Here is an 18,076-nt window from a genome sequence, read left to right as displayed (position 1 = left end):
GTCTGCACCTTCTTTATTAAATTTTACACTTATTCTCTTTCTTTTTTAAAACGAAGAATGCATTCACGTACTTACATACTATGTTATAACCATGTACTTCTTTACTTTAATAATGCAACCGATTGCGGAATAACACCCCCAATTGCACCTTTCTAAGAAAATCGCGATTATAACTTTTTCTCTGTAATGTATATAAATCCCTTTTTCAATATTGAACGAGCAGAAAGTGTATATTTCCAATTGGGAGATAAGGGATACAGTAGGTAAGAGTGACGTTGAAGATTGATGTAGAATTTACTATGTAAGAGATGAATAAGTAAACCCATTAAGTTAGGATTTTATAGTAACTTGCTCCAGTATAATCAAATCCTCTTGACAATCTAATTGATTCTTTAATCGATTTCACTTCTATCTTAGACATAAATTAGTTTCGTTGAAGACTTTCAATTTACACACTCTAAAGTAATTAATTTCCTACTACCCTACTTGATTATTGGCGTTCCTTTGGCCAAGAACCTTGTAGTTTACGAATGTATACAATTTGTCCAACATGGTACACATTGTGTAAAATTTGACGAGAAAGAAGACCTACATGCTCGTCGGTAAGGCTGCTGTTGTCAAAACCAGATAATGTATCTCCTAATTTCTCACAAGTAAGGCTAGTTTCTGACAAGATCATCTTCCAATCTTTTGACTCTCCAATTTCTTCGAATGAATTTACAGCCATGAGTGCCTTCCATTTAGAATCAGCTGTTTCTCCGATATCTCCAAATGAAGCATTGTTAAAAGATGACGCTTCTTTTGGCGAAGTGTCAATGAGTTGTTGAATAAGCAGATTATTATAAAAGTTGAGATGGTTTACTATCTGCCTAATGGTATTACCTCCTCCAGGAGGTTGCCAGCTCACATCGGTTTCATGCAAACCCTGTAGAGCAGCATCTAAGGGTAAAAACCAAGTCTCTTTATTCCAACTAAATTGAAATTCCATACGAAAAATATCAATAAGTTTCAAGTTCATTAGGCTTCACTCCCTACGTTAGTCGCAACATAGATTAAATTGATAATTAACATTGATTTTCTATTCCCTAAAAAGAGAGAATACAGCACTGATAATTAATATTATTTTTCTACTAGTATGATTGTAATGCAATGAAGACTAAATCCTTGGATTTAATCAATACTTATTGGAATATAACTCCTTCAATTATTCGTAAAAAAATAGGTAGCACAAAGGCTACCTACCATTTGAATTAAAATAAATGCTCGTATATTTAATCGTGAAGTAAAGGATCTTATATGATAATGAGGATCAATCTATAAAGGTAATAAAATCAAAATGATATTTTCTAATACATCCGCTTAACTTCACAGTCTATTTTTTCATTTCAGTTCCTAAAAAAATGATAGTGTTATCATTACTTTCACCAAACTCGTACCCTCTTATACAACATTCACTTATTATTAATAACTTATAGGGAAAAATGATGATTCATAATCCCTCATGTTATTTTTTCTATTCTAAAGCCCCTAAAAATCTGAATTTTATAACTTACTTGTTGCCTATTTCCAAATTTTGTGGTTCCTTGTATAATCATTTTTATTAGTTTCATATAGATTGGATGATAAAATGTATACATGTGAGCAGTTAATAAGAAAAATTGATAATTTAAGAGATGAATTGATAAATATATCATACAACATGGATTGTTTATCAGATCCTGAATTGGTACGTAAAAGCCAAGAATTAGATAGACTCATTTCCTTATTCCAATTAAAGCATTATAAAAACTAAATCTTGTAAATCTATAAATTAAATCCTTCCCTATAAATGGTTATTACCTAAAATTATCGTTCATCTATTAGTACCTTTTTAATGGTAAGCGCTTTCTAAAATAGTTAGTTTTTTGTAAGAGACAACACAATTACTTCACAAGCTATTTTCTTTCGTATGAATTCTGTATTACTATTCAAGAAGTTCTAAGACCTTACAGTATTAACTTCATACCTATCGGTAATTCCCTTTTAAACAAACCTTACACCCTAATCCATTTACTCGGTCTCGTACCCTAGCCGTGTATTCCTCCCCGCATTTTTCACATAACCACCATACGTTGTTAAATGAAGTAACGGAAACCTCCTTTGGTGTATTAGATCTTTCAGAAAAAAGAAAAGTGTTTCGAGTGGGATGCCATTCATTTGAAATTTCTGGATACAAATTATAAAGAGAGTTGTAAAACTTTGTACACTCTGGACACTTTGATTGATTTTTTACCCTTTGGCGTACCCTCTCACTCCAGATATGCCCTTTTTCACATCTCCAAGTTGCCTCTTCGTTCGAGTTATGAACCACCTCAGAAGCACTCTTTTTGTTAACTGAAGTAAACCATTCTTTAGAGAGTTCCGGGTGGATAGTAGCTAAACAGTTATCCTCATTTGCTTTCTTATCTGAACAATATACACAAACATTTTTAAGGTTATGTACTCGATTTTTAACCGTTTCTTCCCACTCGTGTCCTCTATTGCACATCCACCATCTTTTGGGCCAATCTTCATAAGCGTCTATTTTGTCTGTGGTGTTTTTGAGGTTAAGCGTAGGATGCCACTGAAGTGCGAGTTCAGGATCAACTTCACTTAAATAAGTGGTTTGAAAATCTCCTGTCCTATTTCCTCTCTTAAGAGCTCTCTCTTCCCTTAAACATTCCGAACAATCAAGATTTTTCTTATAACGCTCCCGAATGGTTGCACCCCATTCGTGTCCTCTAGAACAGATCCACCAGATGTACTCATAGCTGCCATACGTTGTTTGATGTGATTCTATTCCTTTATTTTTTGTGGGATGCCATTGCAATAACAGTTTTTCAGAGATTAATGGTTTTGAGTTCATAGCTTCACCTTCAAATTCATTAATAATTACGTTAGAAATAATTCATATTTACTAGTTTGTAAAGTATTTATAATTAATTATACCTATTATTGAAAGTTAAGTACTTGGGAAAATAGTATCAAAAACAACCTGATAAAGTGTGTACTTAAAAGTTAATTTTCCCAAGTATTATTTCAAATCAATTAAAAATCAAATTGAATGTATAAAACCTCAATATTCGTATCTCTTTTTTTGTTAAATAAACCTTCTACTTTTTTCAATACTAATAAACCTATTCGTACACTATTCAATAGAAGATAGAATACTTTCTTGTTCAGAATGATAGAAACGCCTCTTCAAATAGTAGTCTGTTACGTTTTCGTACTGATACCCTGTGTATTGGAATGGATTACCTTTTTCAAGCTACAATAAAAAAGCTTGTAGACATGATACTTGGTCTACAAGCTGAAACAGCGATTCCATGCCACGATTCAGTAATTATTTTATTACGGTCTGATCGTATGTTGCTGCAAATTACATCCATCAATCTCTGTGATTGCTCCAAATTGTGTAGAAGAATGGAGCTCACTTATCGATAACTATTATGTCTAGGTGAAAATAAGTCATCGTTAGCACTTCTAACATCCGAAAAATGATCAACATTAAAATGACCATCAAGTATTTCGTTATGATGCTTGATAATCTGCTCAGCTCCTAAACTTGAAGAATCAGTCGTCGAATGTCCATCTTGAACCAAAGTGACATCAAAGTTATTTACGGTTGCAGTCCTTACCGCAGTGTCTATACAGTGTTCTGTCTTACACCCCATAATCACTAAGTGTTCAATCATTCTTTCTTTCAAATACTCTAACAATGGCGTTCCATAAAATGAATTTGTTGCTTCTTTATCAAAGATTATCGAATCAGTAGGCACATTAATGTCCTTATGTACTTGAAATCCTGTACCTCTGCCTTCAGCTACGTCTTTATCTCTTATAAATACCACTAAAGAATTAGATGTAATTGCTTTGTTGATAACCAAGTTAATATTTTGTATAAGTTCTTCTTTGTTGAAAACACTTTGTTCATTTTCATTACCCTCAATTAACTCTTGTTGCGCATCAATAACTAATAAAGCTTGTTGCAATAAAAAAACTCCTTTACACTATCTTTTAATCTTGCTCCAGATATCCTAATGTCTCCCCATTTTCACCGTGCATCTATGAATCTAGAAAGTAATATCCTCGCATTTAATATCCCGCCTAGTAAATATTCAAGAAAAAAGTACAATACTCCTTCTTACAACTTTATACCCCTTTACTTTTCAGTTAATATGTCAGCTATTCTTTCCTCGATACCTATTGATAAAAAACCCCATGAAGCTCACGAGAGAATACCTCATAGGCAAAATTGTAAATAAGAAAGTAATAATGAAAACGATCACCTGTTCATATTCATTACACAAGGAGGTGAAAATATGAACAAGTACCATAAACTTGATAAACTTTCAAAATTGTGTGAAGAACTTCAATACCATATATATATGGGGAAAGTAACTTCTGATAAACACGATCTAAAATTCACATGTGACTTGCTATTTAGGAATATGATCATGATCTTAAATCTACAAAAACAGGATAAAAATATAGACACTGAATACGGCTATATCCTTAATAATTTGTTAGCCGCACATACGCATCTTACAAATCAGAATACAGAGAAAACGAGAAAAAAATTCAAAATACATTAATAAACAGGCTCTTCATGTATCGTGAAGAGCCTGTTTTTTAAAGAAGTTTAATCTTTTCTTATTTTTAATGATAGGCTGTTTGAATGTATGTGTTACCTCTAAACATAACTCAATACCTCGAATGTTTTTTATCTTTGTGGTGTTTTTCATGTTTTCCCTTTAAAGATTATCCGTTTTCTTGATCATCGTTATAACACCTTTTTATATTTTACAGACATCTAATCTATCCAGTTCATTAATATATGTTTCCTCAAGCTCACTAAAAGAAAGCTCGTATAGCTGTTTTCCATCTCTTTTATAAACACCCAGCTGTAACAATGTCGCAATTATATACTCTTTATATTGTGAGCTATGTGAAAAATCTGCAGTATTTATGTTATCACCCACCTAATTGATAATGATTATCAATTTCATTTTAATTGATTATCTTTAAAATTTCAATAACTTAGTTAGTAACTCTAGGTTGGATGAAATGCTTAGATTGAATGACCTATATCAAGCCCAATCTTTTAAACATAGATACAATATAATGGGTTGTATTTAAAATCAAAATTGGATATAATGTAATTGAAAGTGATTATCATTCTCGGCGGATGACAGTGTATGAAAATAAAAACAGCCTGGCTAGAGGCTGTTTTATCCTTAATGATTATTGTCGCTTAAATGTCTTGCAATCTGTTTCATCACTAGAGTCCGCTTTATTTCCCGTGTTACTAACTACATAAATCTGAGAAGCACCGCATCTGTTACCTTTCTCATTATATACACAGTTATTTACTTCACATAATACATCTTGTGCCATGACTTTTACCTCCCTTCTATTAATATTCCAAGTATACCCCTTTTCAATATTTGTAAAAGCGATATTTAACAATAAAATAATTTCACCTTCAATCTTCTGTGTACTTCCTTGTTCAAACGGCATAGCTCATCATTTTAATTAAGTAGAAATCAAAATACAGAAATGTCTAAGTCTGATAAGATTATTTAACCCTTACTCGAAAAAAATTATCTTTTAGCTAAATAGAACATTGTATAAAAAGGCGCATAGGCACTTTACCGATCCGCCATAAGTAATTCTGCAAGACATGCAGCGGCATTAAGTAAAAGTACATACAAAAATTAACCTTTCATTAGAGCAGCCAGCAGGGCGAGTTACTTTTTGGTTACTCCTCTGATCAATAAAGACTTACAATGTGAGAACAAAAGTGCGAGTTGAGGTTCTTACTTGGTACTACCAACTGCTTAAACACCTGTTAAACACAGATAAAAAAGGGTGAGAATACGCTCTCCCCCTCTCATTACATGATTCACCCCCATCGGGGTCAGTGTACTCCACGAACAAACTCGTTTGATCACGGAGTACACTGAGTTTTTTTTAGAGATCCAAACAATAATCTCTATTATCTACTTTTTTAACAGGTTTTTCACCTTATCAAGATATCTTTCTTTTCTTCTATTGTTAAGATTGGTTTCTCGTCCAATAAGTCATCAATAGCTTAAACGCTTCTTTATTAACCCTTTGGAGAACATGTAAACAGGATGCTTTAAGTAACTCTATAAACAGCAAGGATTCATAAGAATCCCTGCCGCTTTCTTAATAACGATGTTCTGTATCTGGTCGATTTTCTCTCGCGCTAAGCACCGCATGAATCTTCATATCTTCGAGGTTTAGTCTTTCCATCTCAACTTCTACGTTTTGTCTTTCTTGCCCGTCTAAATCCCAGCTTAACCCTAGCAGATAAGTGAGCTTACGTGTAATTTCTCTACTTCTCTGTAGTAACACCTCATCACTTAGATGTTGATAATTCTCCATCTTCACTTCATGAACTGTAATCTTCATTTGATCTTCTCCCTTCTTTGTTAAAGAAGAGAAAATCATTACACGAAAAGAATCGTCAAGGGACTTGAAGTTTGTGTAAGTTTTCGCTTTATAAAAGTTCACAAAGTTTGCTTAAAGAGTAACGGCAAGCATCCCTTTACGCTTCTCATGAGTAAATGATTACACTAAATGGACAAAGAGGGAGCGATATCTTTTGACTTTGAGGTTTTGATGGTGAGTATTTGAGATGTATCTACTTTTTTTCTTTTACGTATCTTGATTTGAACATCAAATTTCAACCATAAATAATTTACCTCAACTGGTTAGTTAAACAATTGTTTTAATTCACTTACATCTTTCTCTACATATCCTTATTACTCTAATCCCATATACGTACTCGTTTTACACCCGCTGATCTTAAATAATCCAATAATTGACCGGTATGTACAGATTCGTGATAAGCGATCCTGAGCAGCATATCCCCTAGCTCTCGTATATAGCCTGATTCAGAACGGTCAATCTTTATCTCAGATAACTCTTCTTCAGAAAAGGACTGTACCGTTTGTAAAAATTCATCTCGGTAAGTCTCCGCAAAAACCAATTCTTCCATCACATTGGTGTAGGGTCTGTTTTCAAACGGAGAGTCGAAGATAGCTATACTTCCTCTGTTCTGAATAGCCAGGTGGTAGTAATGCTCGCTTTCAAGCACATGTCGTATCATCTCTATACAACTCATCGCTTCTTCATCTGGCTTCCAATGGAGTTTTTCTTGAGGAATTGACGTCCAGACTTTAATACTTCGTCTTCTTACTTCGTTCAAATTTATGACTAGCAGATCTTTTGCATTCAAAATGTTCCACCTCCGATAATTCATGTGTTGATTATACCGTTTGGAACGTTTCTTTTGGAATTTTTACTCCTAAATGATGTGAAATTTTAGTAAGTTTGGATTACTTAGGAGAACAAAATCCCCCCCTATCCTTTAACAAGAATACGTTCTTTACTGAAAAAAGCCACCTCTCAGGCAGCTTCCCTTTACAAGCAATATTTTATCTGAAACTAACTTTGATTATAGTATGTTTTAGATTTAATTTACCTTTAAATACGCATTAACTTTTCATCTTTATTGATTTCGAATTCTTTAATGTTAATCATGTTCGCAGATACGTAATGCTCGTTACCAACATGTATCAACTGTGGCGGATAGAGCGGTTTCTCTGGCAGAATGATCGGTTCTCTGTATGCGTTCCGGCGCTCAGGATCTGCGATCGGAATGGATGATAAAAGAGATTTCGTATAAGGGTGGATCGGATTTCGGTACAATTCATCTTTTGGGGCCAATTCAATCAGATGGCCAAGGTACATGACGGCTACACGGTCACTCATATAATGAACAACGCCAAGATCATGAGAGATGAACAAACAGGTTAGATCTAGTTCAGTCTGAAGATCTTTTAATAGATTCAACACCTGTGCTTGAACGGATACATCGAGTGCGGAGACAGGTTCATCTGCAATAATGAACTTAGGATCGAGCATCAATGCACGAGCAATTCCGATTCTCTGACGCTGCCCACCAGAGAATTCGTGGATTCTTTTATTATACGAAGTTCTAGGGAGTCCTACTTTTTCTAACATGCTGAGTGCTTTATCTGTTCGCTCTTTTTTTGTTCCTATCTTTTGGATATACAATGGTTCCTCAAGGATCTCACCAACGGTCATACGAGGACTTAACGATTCGTATGGGTTTTGAAAAATCATTTGAATGTCTTTTCGATAAGGGCGAAGCTTTCCTTCATTAAGTCTAGTTATCTCTTTTTCTTCAAACCAAATTTGTCCGTGCTCCGGCTTATATAATCGCATAATTGTTCTGCCTAGCGTTGTTTTTCCTGAACCTGACTCGCCAACAACTCCTAGAGTTTCACCTTTGTAAATATTTAAAGAAACACCGTCCACTGCTTTTTGAATCCCTGAGCTGTCTGTAAAATATTTTGATAGATTTTGAGCCTTTAAAAGTAGATTATCCAATAGCAGTTACCTTCCTTTCTTCATCATAAAAACGAACATAATGAAGCGGTTCTACTTCAATTAAAGAAGAAGGAGTATCAAAGAAACTACTTTCCTTGGTGTAGGTATCAGGGGCAAATCTCCTACCGTCATTACTCACACTTTCCAACGGATAATCCTGGATACTTTTTAAACGTTCTTGACCACTGCTGGGGTTCGGAATACTTCCGATCAACGCTTTTGTGTATGGATGCATAGGATTTTTGAAAATGGTATAAACATCTGCAGACTCTACGATATGCCCACCTAACATCACATAAACCCAATCCGCATATTCTGCTACAACACCAAAGTCATGTGTAATCAAGAGGACTGAGGCACTTAGATCAGTTTTGTATTGATCGATTAGATCAAGAACTTGCCTTTGTATCGTAACATCGAGTGACGTAGTTGGTTCATCAGCTATAATGAGTTTTGGCTTACATGACATCGCCATTGCGATTAAGATACGCTGCTTCATTCCTCCTGAGAGTTGTTCAGGATATTGATGATAGACATGAGCAGGATTATTAAAACCCACTTGCTCGAGCAGTTGTAGCGCTTCAGATTTAAGATCAGGTTTAGGTATGAGATTATGATATCTGAGGCCTTCTGTTATTTGTATACCGACCTTCATTCCTGGATTCAAAGACGCAATGGCGTCTTGAAAAATCATAGATATCTCGTTACCTCTAATTTTTCTCATTTCTTTATCGGAATAGGTGAGCAACTCTTTGCCGTCAAAGCGTATAGATCCACTCTCGACGAACCCGTTTACAGGTAAGAGGTTTAGAACAGAAAGAGATGTGATGCTTTTCCCTGAACCAGATTCTCCAATAAGAGCTACCGTCTGACCTCTTTCTACTTGTAGACTTACTTCGTTTACCGCTATATGTTGTTCACTCTTCTTTTTAAATGACACTTTTAACTTTTCGATCTCTAGAATATGCTGGTTCATTTGAGCACCTCCACTTAAAGTTTACGCGTTTCTTCTACACCGTGTTGAACACCTTGAATGATCAGATTAAGGGCGAAGATTGTTACAGCAAAACAGGAAAGAGGTATTAAGATGGCCCATGGAGCAGTTTGTAGTTTTGTAAATGACATCCCTATGATGCCAGACCATTCACCGGCGAGCGGGATATCTTTGGGTGTCAGATTAAAGATATCTCCTAACATCAAAGTTTGTGCACCTCCGATGAATATGGACAATACACCCAGATGTGCAAGGAGTATTAAAACTTGTATCATCTGTTGTGCGAATAAAAGAATCAATCGGGTTGAGAGCTCTGGAAGTACATGTCTGTAATAGACATATGGTTTTTTTGCTCCTAACGCGAACGTGTTTTTTATATAATCTAAATTCAGAATCGATTTAATCTCACCTGAAAACGTTGAAATTAAAGGTGGTATGCCGATTCCAACTAAGATTAAACCCTGAATAATGATTAATTTTGTTAAACCCATGGGTTCTATGGTGTTCTTCATCATGAGTGAAGTCATAAATATATAAGCTAATATTGTTGTAGGGATTGTGAGTGTCGCGGAAACAAGATCGTTCAAAAAGGAGTAGTTCGCTTTTGGGTTTATTAAAGTAATAACGACTGAAAGAAAAATCCTAAAGAAGGCGACGCCAAAAGTTATGATCAGCGTGTACTTAGCTCCATCAAGAATCTGATAAAAAAGTTGCCTACCTGTTACGTCGGTCCCGAACGGGGGTACCTCAGAAGGAGAAAAGGGTATACTGCCCGTGATTGCTCCATTCTCATCATACATAAATTCCATTAGCTTTAAAGATTCTGCTTTATTTACATTAAAAAGACTTGGCCAATAAAAACTCAGGAACAATAAACTTAGTATAAAAAGGAACCCTATGACAAATTGCGGTTGTTTTACTAGTTTAAGAATCATGCCGCACTCTCCTTATTATCGTTATTACTCGCCATCTTGAAGTTATCCGCCAACTCAAAAAGAACAGAAAAAGGGATCGCAATAAACATGGCAGTAACTAAAAAAGCTGCACCGCCCTTAGTGTTCATTAATAGATACATGAGACCGTTTAAATTGTATACATATTCAACGATGAACAGGTTTGAGAGCATAAACACGACAATGGTCTTTGAATACTGACATAAACTTGACAACACGTTTCGAAAGACATGTCTCATCATGATATAAAAACGGCCAAGCCCCAGAGCTCGAGCTACCGTCACATAGGATTTGTGCTGTTCTTCTCTCATTAATAAGAATGTAATCTTAAACAACTGGATAGCTGGCACGAATGACAGTACCAGAATGGGCAGTAAATAGATCGGATTTTCGTAATCGTTATAAAAATAGATGACGACTCCCGTCTGCTTGTAAAGATATACAACAAAAACTTGCAGCACCACCACGATAAATAAATCCGGCAAAGACTCTAAAATAGTCAAAAGATGAGTAATCATACGCTGAATAAAACGAGGAAGCAACGAAGTAGTAAAGGTTAGGATCATTGCACTTAGCAGCCCGAGAAGTAAAGCAGAAAAGAAAATGGTCATAGAATATAAGAACTTTTCATAAATCTCCGGAAAAATAGGATATGGCTCTGGCAATCCAATGATTGTATACAACCATACTTCCGGTTCTAGTTGTGTATTTATTCCAAATACAAGTGGTGGAAGGATACTTAGTATAAGAACTCCTAAGATAGTGGCCCTAAGTCTTTTAAAGTAGCTATGAATGGAAAAGTACATCAATTCCTCACCTCACATTTTTTATGCTGCCTCTTTTTGGATCCGTTGTCTTACGTTGGCATTATAGTTATCGGAAATTTCAAAGAGCACGGAAAAAGGTAGAGCAATAATTAAAGCGGTTACTAAGAAGACAAGGCCTTTCATATAAAGCAGGACATGCATGATTCCATTTAAGTTGTAGACATATTCCACAATGAACAAATTTGAGAGCATGAAGACAAAGATGGTTTTTGAATATTGCAAAAGACTCGTCAGAATGTTTCTAAATACATGTTTTAGTAAGATATAAAACTTACTTAGACCCATTGAGCGTGCTACTGTTACATACAACCTGTCTTGTTCTTCTTTCATCAACAGCAATGAGAGCTTGAACAATTGAATGGTCGGTACAATAGAGAGAACGAGGATAGGAAGGATATAGATCGGGTTGTCATAGTCGTTATAAAAATAAAGTAAAATTCCCGTCTTCTTGTAGATGTATACGAATAACACTTGTAAGACAACCACGATGAAAAGGTCAGGAAACGATTCTAAAAAGGACAAAAAACTTTGAATGAAACGCTGGAATGCTTTCGGAAGCATAGTAGTTGAGAACGTTAGAACAAGAGCGACCATCAATCCAACAACAAGTGCCACAAAAAAAATCGTCATAGAGTAAAAGAATTTGTTGAAGATTTCAGGGAAAACATCTCGGTTCATCGGACTTCCTTGTTGTGTATACATCGTGTACACCCATACCTTCTCTTGCATGTGAGTGTTCACTCCGAATAAAAGAGAAGGAAGAAAACTAATAAGCAGAATTCCCAGGAAAGTTGAACTTAACCGTTTTGTATAGTTACGGAAAGAAAAATACATCTCACACCTCCAATATTCAACTTTGTAATGTTAATACTGCAAAAGTATTACTCGGCACTTATCAATTTCCAGATATCTCCTTTCAATGTATTTGACGTTTGTATATATTAAAATCATTCAAAAATTTTTTAATTAAAGTTCACCTTTTTTAAAAGGACGAATCCACTTCAACCACTGGTATAGTTGAACAGTTTACCTTTTTAAAGTACAAAAAAACTTAAACTTGTAGAGAGATACTTTGTCTACAAGTTTAAAATTGACATCAGGAATAACCTAATTCATCGCCGATACCTGACTATCGGCGATGAATTAGTAATAAAAATAGATAAAGAATCATTATAAATTATTGGGTTAAAAGGTTTACTTGGGAAAGTTTTATGACCTGAAATCTGTAAATCTTAAAAATACAACACATGCTTTCTTAGTTGAACTATAATATACCGTAATACGTAATATTTTTTTCAGGAGTCATATGTGTAAGGAGGAATTGCATTGAAGAAGGAGCCCATCGATCTTTTTGTTTTATATAAACTTGTTGAAAGCATTAAAGGGGCTATCACAGAGGGAGAAAAACTCGGGATTAAGCAAATTGATACGTTGTTGGTCCTTTTAAAACATCAAAACATGAGCATAACAGAGATCGCACATAAAATGAATGTTTCACCTCCTTCTGTTTCAGCACTAACTGATAAGCTCATAAAAAAAGAATTGATAAAGAGAACGTACAACCATCTAGACAGACGTGTTGTCACCGTTAGCCTCACTGAGAGCGGCAGATTACTTGCACGTGAATTACAACAAAAACAACATACGATCATTAGCACTATAGAAGACCCTTTAACGAAAGAAGAAATACATACCTTTAATAATCTGCTGAATAAACTGAATGGTTCATAATCTCATATCTTTTACAAACTTTAGAAAGAGTACCGAAGCCTGGTACTCTTCATTCTTTGTTATCTACCTTTTTCTTTGAATGCATACTTATAGAGAGTTCTAAAATAGATGAAGAGAAAAATGAATACGACCAGAGCAGGATATAAGATTTCAACATGTGATTGAATCATTAACTTCTCTCTTGATACCACATATGCAAAACGGATGGTGTAAAGAAGATCAAACACAAAGAATATCTTCCAAAAGATCTTTCGAAAGATCTCTTTTTTGTACACATAACCGTACACCCCTAAAAGACCAATCGTAGTTATAGCAAGTTCAATCAGCTCTCGAACATCGCTCATATCAATCCACAATACGTTGTAAGTGCATATCAATAAGAAAAACCAAAAGTATAACTTCAAATATACACCTCTTCCTTGATGTCTCTAAAGAGACTATCTATCATATACTTTTGGTGCAATTATGTTCACCTGTTTGAACAAATGGTCATTTTTCTAAAAGTCATGAGCCAAAAAAATCTTATCAAGACACACACTTTCTTAGTGAGTCACACGAATCATGTTAGGTCTGACCCCCTATTTCATATATAAGACAAAGAAGGCAGGAGCATGTTCCTGCCTTCTTTGTCTTTTTGTCGTGGTACTCTTTAATGTAAATCATCCACTATTACACATAATTAATGTTTCATTTATGCCTGTTTAACAATCTATGATAGAATAAATGAAATGAATAAAGTTTTAGGAGGAAGTTGATTTGAGCACCTCACTGTACTATGAACAATTAAATTGCATCACCGATCGTATCTTTAAACAGATGGAAGTGCTAGCGGATCAACGTTTTATCGCAGATGAAAACGTTTATTCCAAGATCAACAACGAAAAACTCCTTTTGTGGCGTATCAGACTCATTAAAATCTATGCGGATTCTATATCAGAAGACATTCAGACTTCTTATGAAAACTTGAAGGAATGGGGCAATGACACTGTAAATCTACTTGTAGAGATGTCACTCCCATTAGATACAGCTATAGAAGAAGTTCGCTTTTATCGAAATACTATCGGAGAGATCATCAAAGATGAAGCCATCTCTCAGAACTTTTCACTCGAGCTCTTGTATGAAGTGTTGACTCGTTTTGATTCAGTGGTCGACCGTGCGGTTCATTGGTTGAGTCTCTCATACAACCGCATGTATTCCATTCGTATTGGTGCTGCAGAAGCAACTGCTCTTGAACTATCCATACCTGTAATTAAGATCACTGAATCAATTGGTGTCATACCTCTTGTAGGTGATATCGACACGAAAAGAGCGAATGAATTGATGGATAAAGCACTAACGCAGAGCATAGCGTATGATCTGGAACACGTGATTATGGATTTATCTGGTGTGCCGGTCATTGATACGATGGTAGCCGATCAGATTTTCAAAGTGATGGAAGCTTTAAGATTGATTGGGATAACGGTGTATTTATCAGGTATTCGTTCTGAGATTGCTCAAACGATGGTGTTATTAGGGATAAACTTCAAAGATTTGTCCACTTACGCTAGTCTTCACCATGCTTTCGAATCAATCAATAAATAATTAATTCATTTTGCCTGTCTAATCATAAAACTCTTTGTATGATGTCTAGGATGATATAAAAGTATTCTTACATGCTTATGAAAGAGGTTAGATGCTTTTATAATGCACCCCATACTATAGGTTGATTGAAAAAGTTGGACTAAAGGTTTATAATAGAGCTATAAAGAACATAGTATAAAAAGGGAGCATCGGCCACCAACCGATACCCCCATAACAGCTATTCTGCAAGAAGTGCAGTGGCTTTAAGTAAATAGAGATACAAAAAAGTAACCTATCACCAGCGGCCAGCAGGGTGGGTTACTTTTTTGTCGTAACCGCGATTACTGCAACGATCAGTGTTGCAAAAGAGATCATGAGTGTTAGTGTATCAGAAACAGTAACCATCAGCGACACCCCCTTTCTTAGGGGATTGCCACTGCCCACCCTGCATATGTAGCTGTTCTCTTCATTATATCACAAAAACCTTTCTTTTTTTTGCATAAAATAGAATGAACCGCCTTGTAACTCAGCTTGTTTTCTTCGCTTTTATATACAACGTTGTATATGTCAACATATATATTATTTTATACTTCAATGATATTGATAGTATGTAAAAAGAGAAAAGAACGAAGTTCGCTCTTTCCTCTTCGTAGGAGTTACAGATAGCCCTTTTCTTTTAGACTTGTGTATTCAGCGTGTGCGTTCACGATCAAGTGGTCTAGTACTTCAATGCCAAGTACTTTCCCTGCTTCGACCAAGCGTCTTGTAACTTCGATGTCTTCTCTTGAAGGGGTCGTGTCTCCTGAAGGATGTTGATGAGACACGATGATCGACATCGCGTTGTTAAGTATGGCTGACTTGAATACCTCCCGCGGATGAACGATACTTGCAGCTAGTGACCCTACATGGCATCGATGGACCGCGACGATTCGATTTTTGGTATTGAGACACATCACGAGAAACACTTCACGGTCTTCATCTCCAATGATTTCTGCTGCAACGACAGCGGCGTCGATGGGTGAGCGTACCATGTGTTTCTCACTTCCCTCCACCTCCTTGATTACTTGCTTGATCTGTTGAATTTCGTACATTTTCTCCATAGCTTTAACAGCTCCTCTCTTTGTTTGAGAAAGCGTTAAAGTTCTTTACGAAAAGAAAGTCAAGGGACTCTGAAGTTTGTGCAAGTTTTTTCATAAAAAAGTTCACAAAATTTGCTTGAAGGGACGGAAAGCATCCCTTTACTTCTCTTATGCGTGAAGACTTACAATGAAGAGAACAAAGAGGAAAAGATGGTGGTCTTACTTGGAACCTATTACTTAAACAATTGTTTAACTTATATACAAAGAGGGAGAAAGCGCTCTTCCTTTCATTGCGTAATAAGGATCTTTTACTGGGGTTGAACGGATCTAGAAAAAGGTCAACTTGAAGAATTTGCGTCTGTAAGTATTTCGTTCCTATATGGTTAGTCACGGAGTCTAAAAGAGATTCGTTTACGTTTAATGGAATGGGGTATGGTAAAGGGATTGAATTTTCTGGGAGGGACATGACGTGTTACTGGATTATGAAAGTTTGTTGTTTCAAAGAGAGTTAAACCGCTTGCAGAAGGACGTTTTGCGTTGTACCGATCCCTCTTTAAAAGAAGATATGTTGATTCAAATACAGTTGATTCACCATGTTCTTGAATCAATTTCGGAAAGGTAGACCTCATATTAGTAGATTCTCTTTTGGCTAATCAAACTACAACTCAATCCATTTATTTAAATATACACAAAACACTGCTGTTAGCAATCTCATCTAGCATTAATATAAAAAAAAGCATCGCTCCTTCTTGAAAAAATGTACACGTTTTGTTGAATAAGGATTTATGAATACTAATGTGTATTACCAACGAAATGCACATTAGTATTTTCATTTTACTCCTATGAATAAAGATTAATCGAAAAACAAAATCTATTCATAGGAGGCGAAATTATGAAGTTTAAATGTAGTGTTATTGTATTATTGCTCTTATCTCTTTTATTACCCATTAATATGGTTAGTGCAGAAGAGAAACAGAAACTTGTAAATGGCATTACTCAAGAAGTTACTTATAACAATTTTATTCTAGATCTTTTTTCACCTGAAATCATGGAAGCGGCTAGGAATTACTATCATGACGATGGAATTAATGGTTTAGCATTTGATTGGAATAACCCTAAGTACAAAGTTATTGAGATCAAAGAGTATAACCGTCCAAATAAAGAATATAAGTTTACATTTATGGTTAAGTTTAATGTTATTACCCAAAAAGGTGGTAAAGATTCTCAAAATGATCCCCACGTTTTTGGTCAAGATACTATTACCTTTAACGTTAATCCTAATTTATTCATTCATGGTAATACAGGCAAACATGCAATAAAATTAGCAGAATATAAACATGGTAATCCACCAGATAAGGATTAGACCACCAGACCCTTTTAGGGTCTATTTTGTTGCAAATCATGAAAGGTGCAACACCGTACTTTTAAAATAATTATGTTATTCCACATTCCTGCTATGATTGTGGAATAACATAGGTGCAGCATACAAAAGCATGTATGAATAATTGTCCAATCGGAAAACTAACTAAAAAATCTTCTAGATGGTGGTGTTCATCTGAAAACTAAGATATTGATAATCATGTTAATGTTTAGCTTGATTGCTGACCCAAGATTAATTCATGCAGAACCCTCTATGAAAACTAAAGATACAATTGGTGAATTTATGATGGCAATTGTAAAAAAAGATGAACAAACCGCAAACTCCATGGTGGAACATACTACTAAGATTCCAGAAATCAGGGAAAATACACCGCTTCAAGGACAGCAAGTTTTACCTTCTCCCCAAAAAAACAAAAAGGTCATCATTAGTTATTTTGAAAGAGATTTTGAAGAAACAGCAGACACTGACAGAAGGATCGCTTTTATTTGGGAATTAACCGTTTCTAAAGATAAAATAACAAGTATTAATGTGGTATACGATGGTTCTAATCCCTTTATGAATGAACCAGTTAAAGATTTTAGAAAAAAGTTTAATAAGGAAATACTCGTCCCTTCTTATTTCCCTTTCGATGTCACACATGTTCAAGGTAGTGTAAATCAAAATGACGCATCATGGTATTATGCGAATAACAAATCAAACGGCAGATTGGAATTCAAGGTTACGTCTTATTCTGATACTAAATTAGAAAACACTAACAGAACGAACACATCATTCACTCTAAAAAATGGAAAAAAAGTATTTTTAGAGAATATTACGAATGGTTATCAACTTACACTTCTCCATGAAGATTTGAAATACATTGTTAGCCTTAAAGGTGAGAAAAGTTACAAGCCTTCTGAACAAGATCTCATTGAAGTTGGAAATTCAACTTTCCCTAAATAAACTACCACTTTATTAAAACCGCAATTATTTTAGCGGTTTTTAAATTAGCACTTTTTTCTTGTTATTGAACAATCCTGCACGTTTGTTCAATAAGTTTCATAAAAAAGGCGTTAATCCATCTTGGATCAGTCGAGTAGAACGGAGCC

General features: G+C 35.2%; 21 protein-coding genes. 6 read left to right on the top strand and 15 right to left on the bottom strand.

Annotated elements, in window-relative coordinates; genetic code table 11:
* Positions 1 to 490 precede the first annotated feature (490 nt).
* The gene (locus P4V41_RS21510; protein WP_328087271.1) at positions 491 to 1,018 is read right to left on the bottom strand and encodes a DinB family protein; all 528 of its coding nucleotides are present in this window, start codon (positions 1,016 to 1,018) and stop codon (positions 491 to 493) included.
* A gap of 609 nt (positions 1,019 to 1,627) precedes the next feature.
* Here P4V41_RS21510 and P4V41_RS21685 point away from each other — a divergent pair.
* Positions 1,628 to 1,792, top strand: coding sequence for a Spo0E family sporulation regulatory protein-aspartic acid phosphatase (locus P4V41_RS21685; RefSeq protein ID WP_419181343.1), 165 nt, complete (start codon positions 1,628 to 1,630; stop codon positions 1,790 to 1,792).
* Positions 1,793 to 2,005: 213 nt separating this feature from the next.
* Here P4V41_RS21685 and P4V41_RS21505 read toward each other — a convergent pair whose 3' ends face one another.
* Together P4V41_RS21505 and P4V41_RS21500 are read right to left on the bottom strand one after the other, a co-directional pair.
* Positions 2,006 to 2,884: a zinc-ribbon domain-containing protein gene (locus P4V41_RS21505; protein WP_328087269.1), complete on the bottom strand. Its 879-nt coding sequence runs from the start codon at positions 2,882 to 2,884 to the stop codon at positions 2,006 to 2,008.
* A 568-nt stretch (positions 2,885 to 3,452) separates the two neighbouring features.
* Positions 3,453 to 4,010, bottom strand: coding sequence for a cysteine hydrolase family protein (locus P4V41_RS21500; protein ID WP_328087267.1), 558 nt, complete (start codon positions 4,008 to 4,010; stop codon positions 3,453 to 3,455).
* Between the two features lie 330 nt (positions 4,011 to 4,340).
* On the opposite strand from P4V41_RS21500, the gene P4V41_RS21495 reads away from it, so the two are divergent.
* On the top strand, positions 4,341 to 4,613 hold the full coding sequence (locus tag P4V41_RS21495) for a hypothetical protein (RefSeq protein ID WP_328087265.1): 273 nt from the start codon (positions 4,341 to 4,343) through the stop codon (positions 4,611 to 4,613).
* A 201-nt stretch (positions 4,614 to 4,814) separates the two neighbouring features.
* Here P4V41_RS21495 and P4V41_RS21490 read toward each other — a convergent pair whose 3' ends face one another.
* The 9 genes from P4V41_RS21490 to P4V41_RS21450 form a co-directional block, all read right to left on the bottom strand.
* Entirely contained in the window at positions 4,815 to 5,000 is a 186-nt protein-coding gene (locus P4V41_RS21490) for a Fur-regulated basic protein FbpA (protein WP_328087264.1), read from the bottom strand.
* Between the two features lie 262 nt (positions 5,001 to 5,262).
* The gene (locus tag P4V41_RS21485) at positions 5,263 to 5,415 is read right to left on the bottom strand and encodes a DUF1540 domain-containing protein (RefSeq protein WP_328087263.1); all 153 of its coding nucleotides are present in this window, start codon (positions 5,413 to 5,415) and stop codon (positions 5,263 to 5,265) included.
* 795 nt (positions 5,416 to 6,210) lie between these two features.
* On the bottom strand, positions 6,211 to 6,456 hold the full coding sequence (locus tag P4V41_RS21480; RefSeq protein WP_328087262.1) for a hypothetical protein: 246 nt from the start codon (positions 6,454 to 6,456) through the stop codon (positions 6,211 to 6,213).
* A 358-nt stretch (positions 6,457 to 6,814) separates the two neighbouring features.
* The gene (locus P4V41_RS21475) at positions 6,815 to 7,285 is read right to left on the bottom strand and encodes a DinB family protein (RefSeq protein WP_328087260.1); all 471 of its coding nucleotides are present in this window, start codon (positions 7,283 to 7,285) and stop codon (positions 6,815 to 6,817) included.
* A 248-nt stretch (positions 7,286 to 7,533) separates the two neighbouring features.
* Complete coding sequence (locus P4V41_RS21470; protein WP_328087258.1) at positions 7,534 to 8,463, bottom strand: ABC transporter ATP-binding protein; 930 nt, start codon at positions 8,461 to 8,463, stop codon at positions 7,534 to 7,536.
* Positions 8,456 to 9,439, bottom strand: coding sequence for an ABC transporter ATP-binding protein (locus tag P4V41_RS21465; protein WP_328087256.1), 984 nt, complete (start codon positions 9,437 to 9,439; stop codon positions 8,456 to 8,458). The genes P4V41_RS21470 and P4V41_RS21465 overlap by 8 nt, the downstream gene beginning before the upstream one ends.
* A gap of 14 nt (positions 9,440 to 9,453) precedes the next feature.
* The gene (locus P4V41_RS21460) at positions 9,454 to 10,392 is read right to left on the bottom strand and encodes a hypothetical protein (protein ID WP_328087254.1); all 939 of its coding nucleotides are present in this window, start codon (positions 10,390 to 10,392) and stop codon (positions 9,454 to 9,456) included.
* Complete coding sequence (locus tag P4V41_RS21455) at positions 10,389 to 11,216, bottom strand: ABC transporter permease subunit (RefSeq protein WP_328087252.1); 828 nt, start codon at positions 11,214 to 11,216, stop codon at positions 10,389 to 10,391. The genes P4V41_RS21460 and P4V41_RS21455 overlap by 4 nt, the downstream gene beginning before the upstream one ends.
* 21 nt (positions 11,217 to 11,237) lie before the next feature.
* Positions 11,238 to 11,966, bottom strand: coding sequence for an ABC transporter permease subunit (locus P4V41_RS21450; protein WP_328087250.1), 729 nt, complete (start codon positions 11,964 to 11,966; stop codon positions 11,238 to 11,240).
* 597 nt (positions 11,967 to 12,563) lie between these two features.
* On the opposite strand from P4V41_RS21450, the gene P4V41_RS21445 reads away from it, so the two are divergent.
* Positions 12,564 to 12,968, top strand: a complete 405-nt coding sequence (locus P4V41_RS21445; protein WP_328087248.1) for a MarR family transcriptional regulator — start codon at positions 12,564 to 12,566, stop codon at positions 12,966 to 12,968.
* A 59-nt stretch (positions 12,969 to 13,027) separates the two neighbouring features.
* On the opposite strand, the gene P4V41_RS21440 is transcribed toward P4V41_RS21445, so the two are convergent.
* Positions 13,028 to 13,372, bottom strand: a complete 345-nt coding sequence (locus P4V41_RS21440; RefSeq protein WP_328087246.1) for a hypothetical protein — start codon at positions 13,370 to 13,372, stop codon at positions 13,028 to 13,030.
* 352 nt (positions 13,373 to 13,724) lie between these two features.
* On the opposite strand from P4V41_RS21440, the gene P4V41_RS21435 reads away from it, so the two are divergent.
* Positions 13,725 to 14,549 (top strand): STAS domain-containing protein, encoded by an 825-nt coding sequence (locus P4V41_RS21435; RefSeq protein WP_328087245.1) that lies wholly within the window; start codon positions 13,725 to 13,727, stop codon positions 14,547 to 14,549.
* A 297-nt stretch (positions 14,550 to 14,846) separates the two neighbouring features.
* On the opposite strand, the gene P4V41_RS21430 is transcribed toward P4V41_RS21435, so the two are convergent.
* Both P4V41_RS21430 and P4V41_RS21425 read right to left on the bottom strand, forming a co-directional pair.
* A complete protein-coding gene (locus tag P4V41_RS21430) occupies positions 14,847 to 14,903 on the bottom strand; it encodes a hypothetical protein (protein WP_328087288.1) in 57 nt (18 codons plus the stop codon).
* Positions 14,904 to 15,184: 281 nt separating this feature from the next.
* On the bottom strand, positions 15,185 to 15,628 hold the full coding sequence (locus tag P4V41_RS21425) for a JAB domain-containing protein (RefSeq protein WP_328087244.1): 444 nt from the start codon (positions 15,626 to 15,628) through the stop codon (positions 15,185 to 15,187).
* An 871-nt stretch (positions 15,629 to 16,499) separates the two neighbouring features.
* Between P4V41_RS21425 and P4V41_RS21420 the strand changes: the two genes are divergently transcribed.
* A complete protein-coding gene (locus P4V41_RS21420; protein ID WP_328087243.1) occupies positions 16,500 to 16,970 on the top strand; it encodes a DUF3888 domain-containing protein in 471 nt (156 codons plus the stop codon).
* 270 nt (positions 16,971 to 17,240) lie between these two features.
* Entirely contained in the window at positions 17,241 to 17,930 is a 690-nt protein-coding gene (locus P4V41_RS21415; RefSeq protein WP_328087242.1) for a hypothetical protein, read from the top strand.
* Positions 17,931 to 18,076: the final 146 nt, after the last annotated feature.

It is taken from the genome of Fictibacillus nanhaiensis, assembly GCF_036213205.1.
In the GTDB taxonomy this organism is placed as follows: domain Bacteria; phylum Bacillota; class Bacilli; order Bacillales; family Fictibacillaceae; genus Fictibacillus; species Fictibacillus nanhaiensis_E.
Note: the sequence above shows the minus strand (reverse complement) of the source record. Positions and strands in the feature narration are given on the sequence as shown.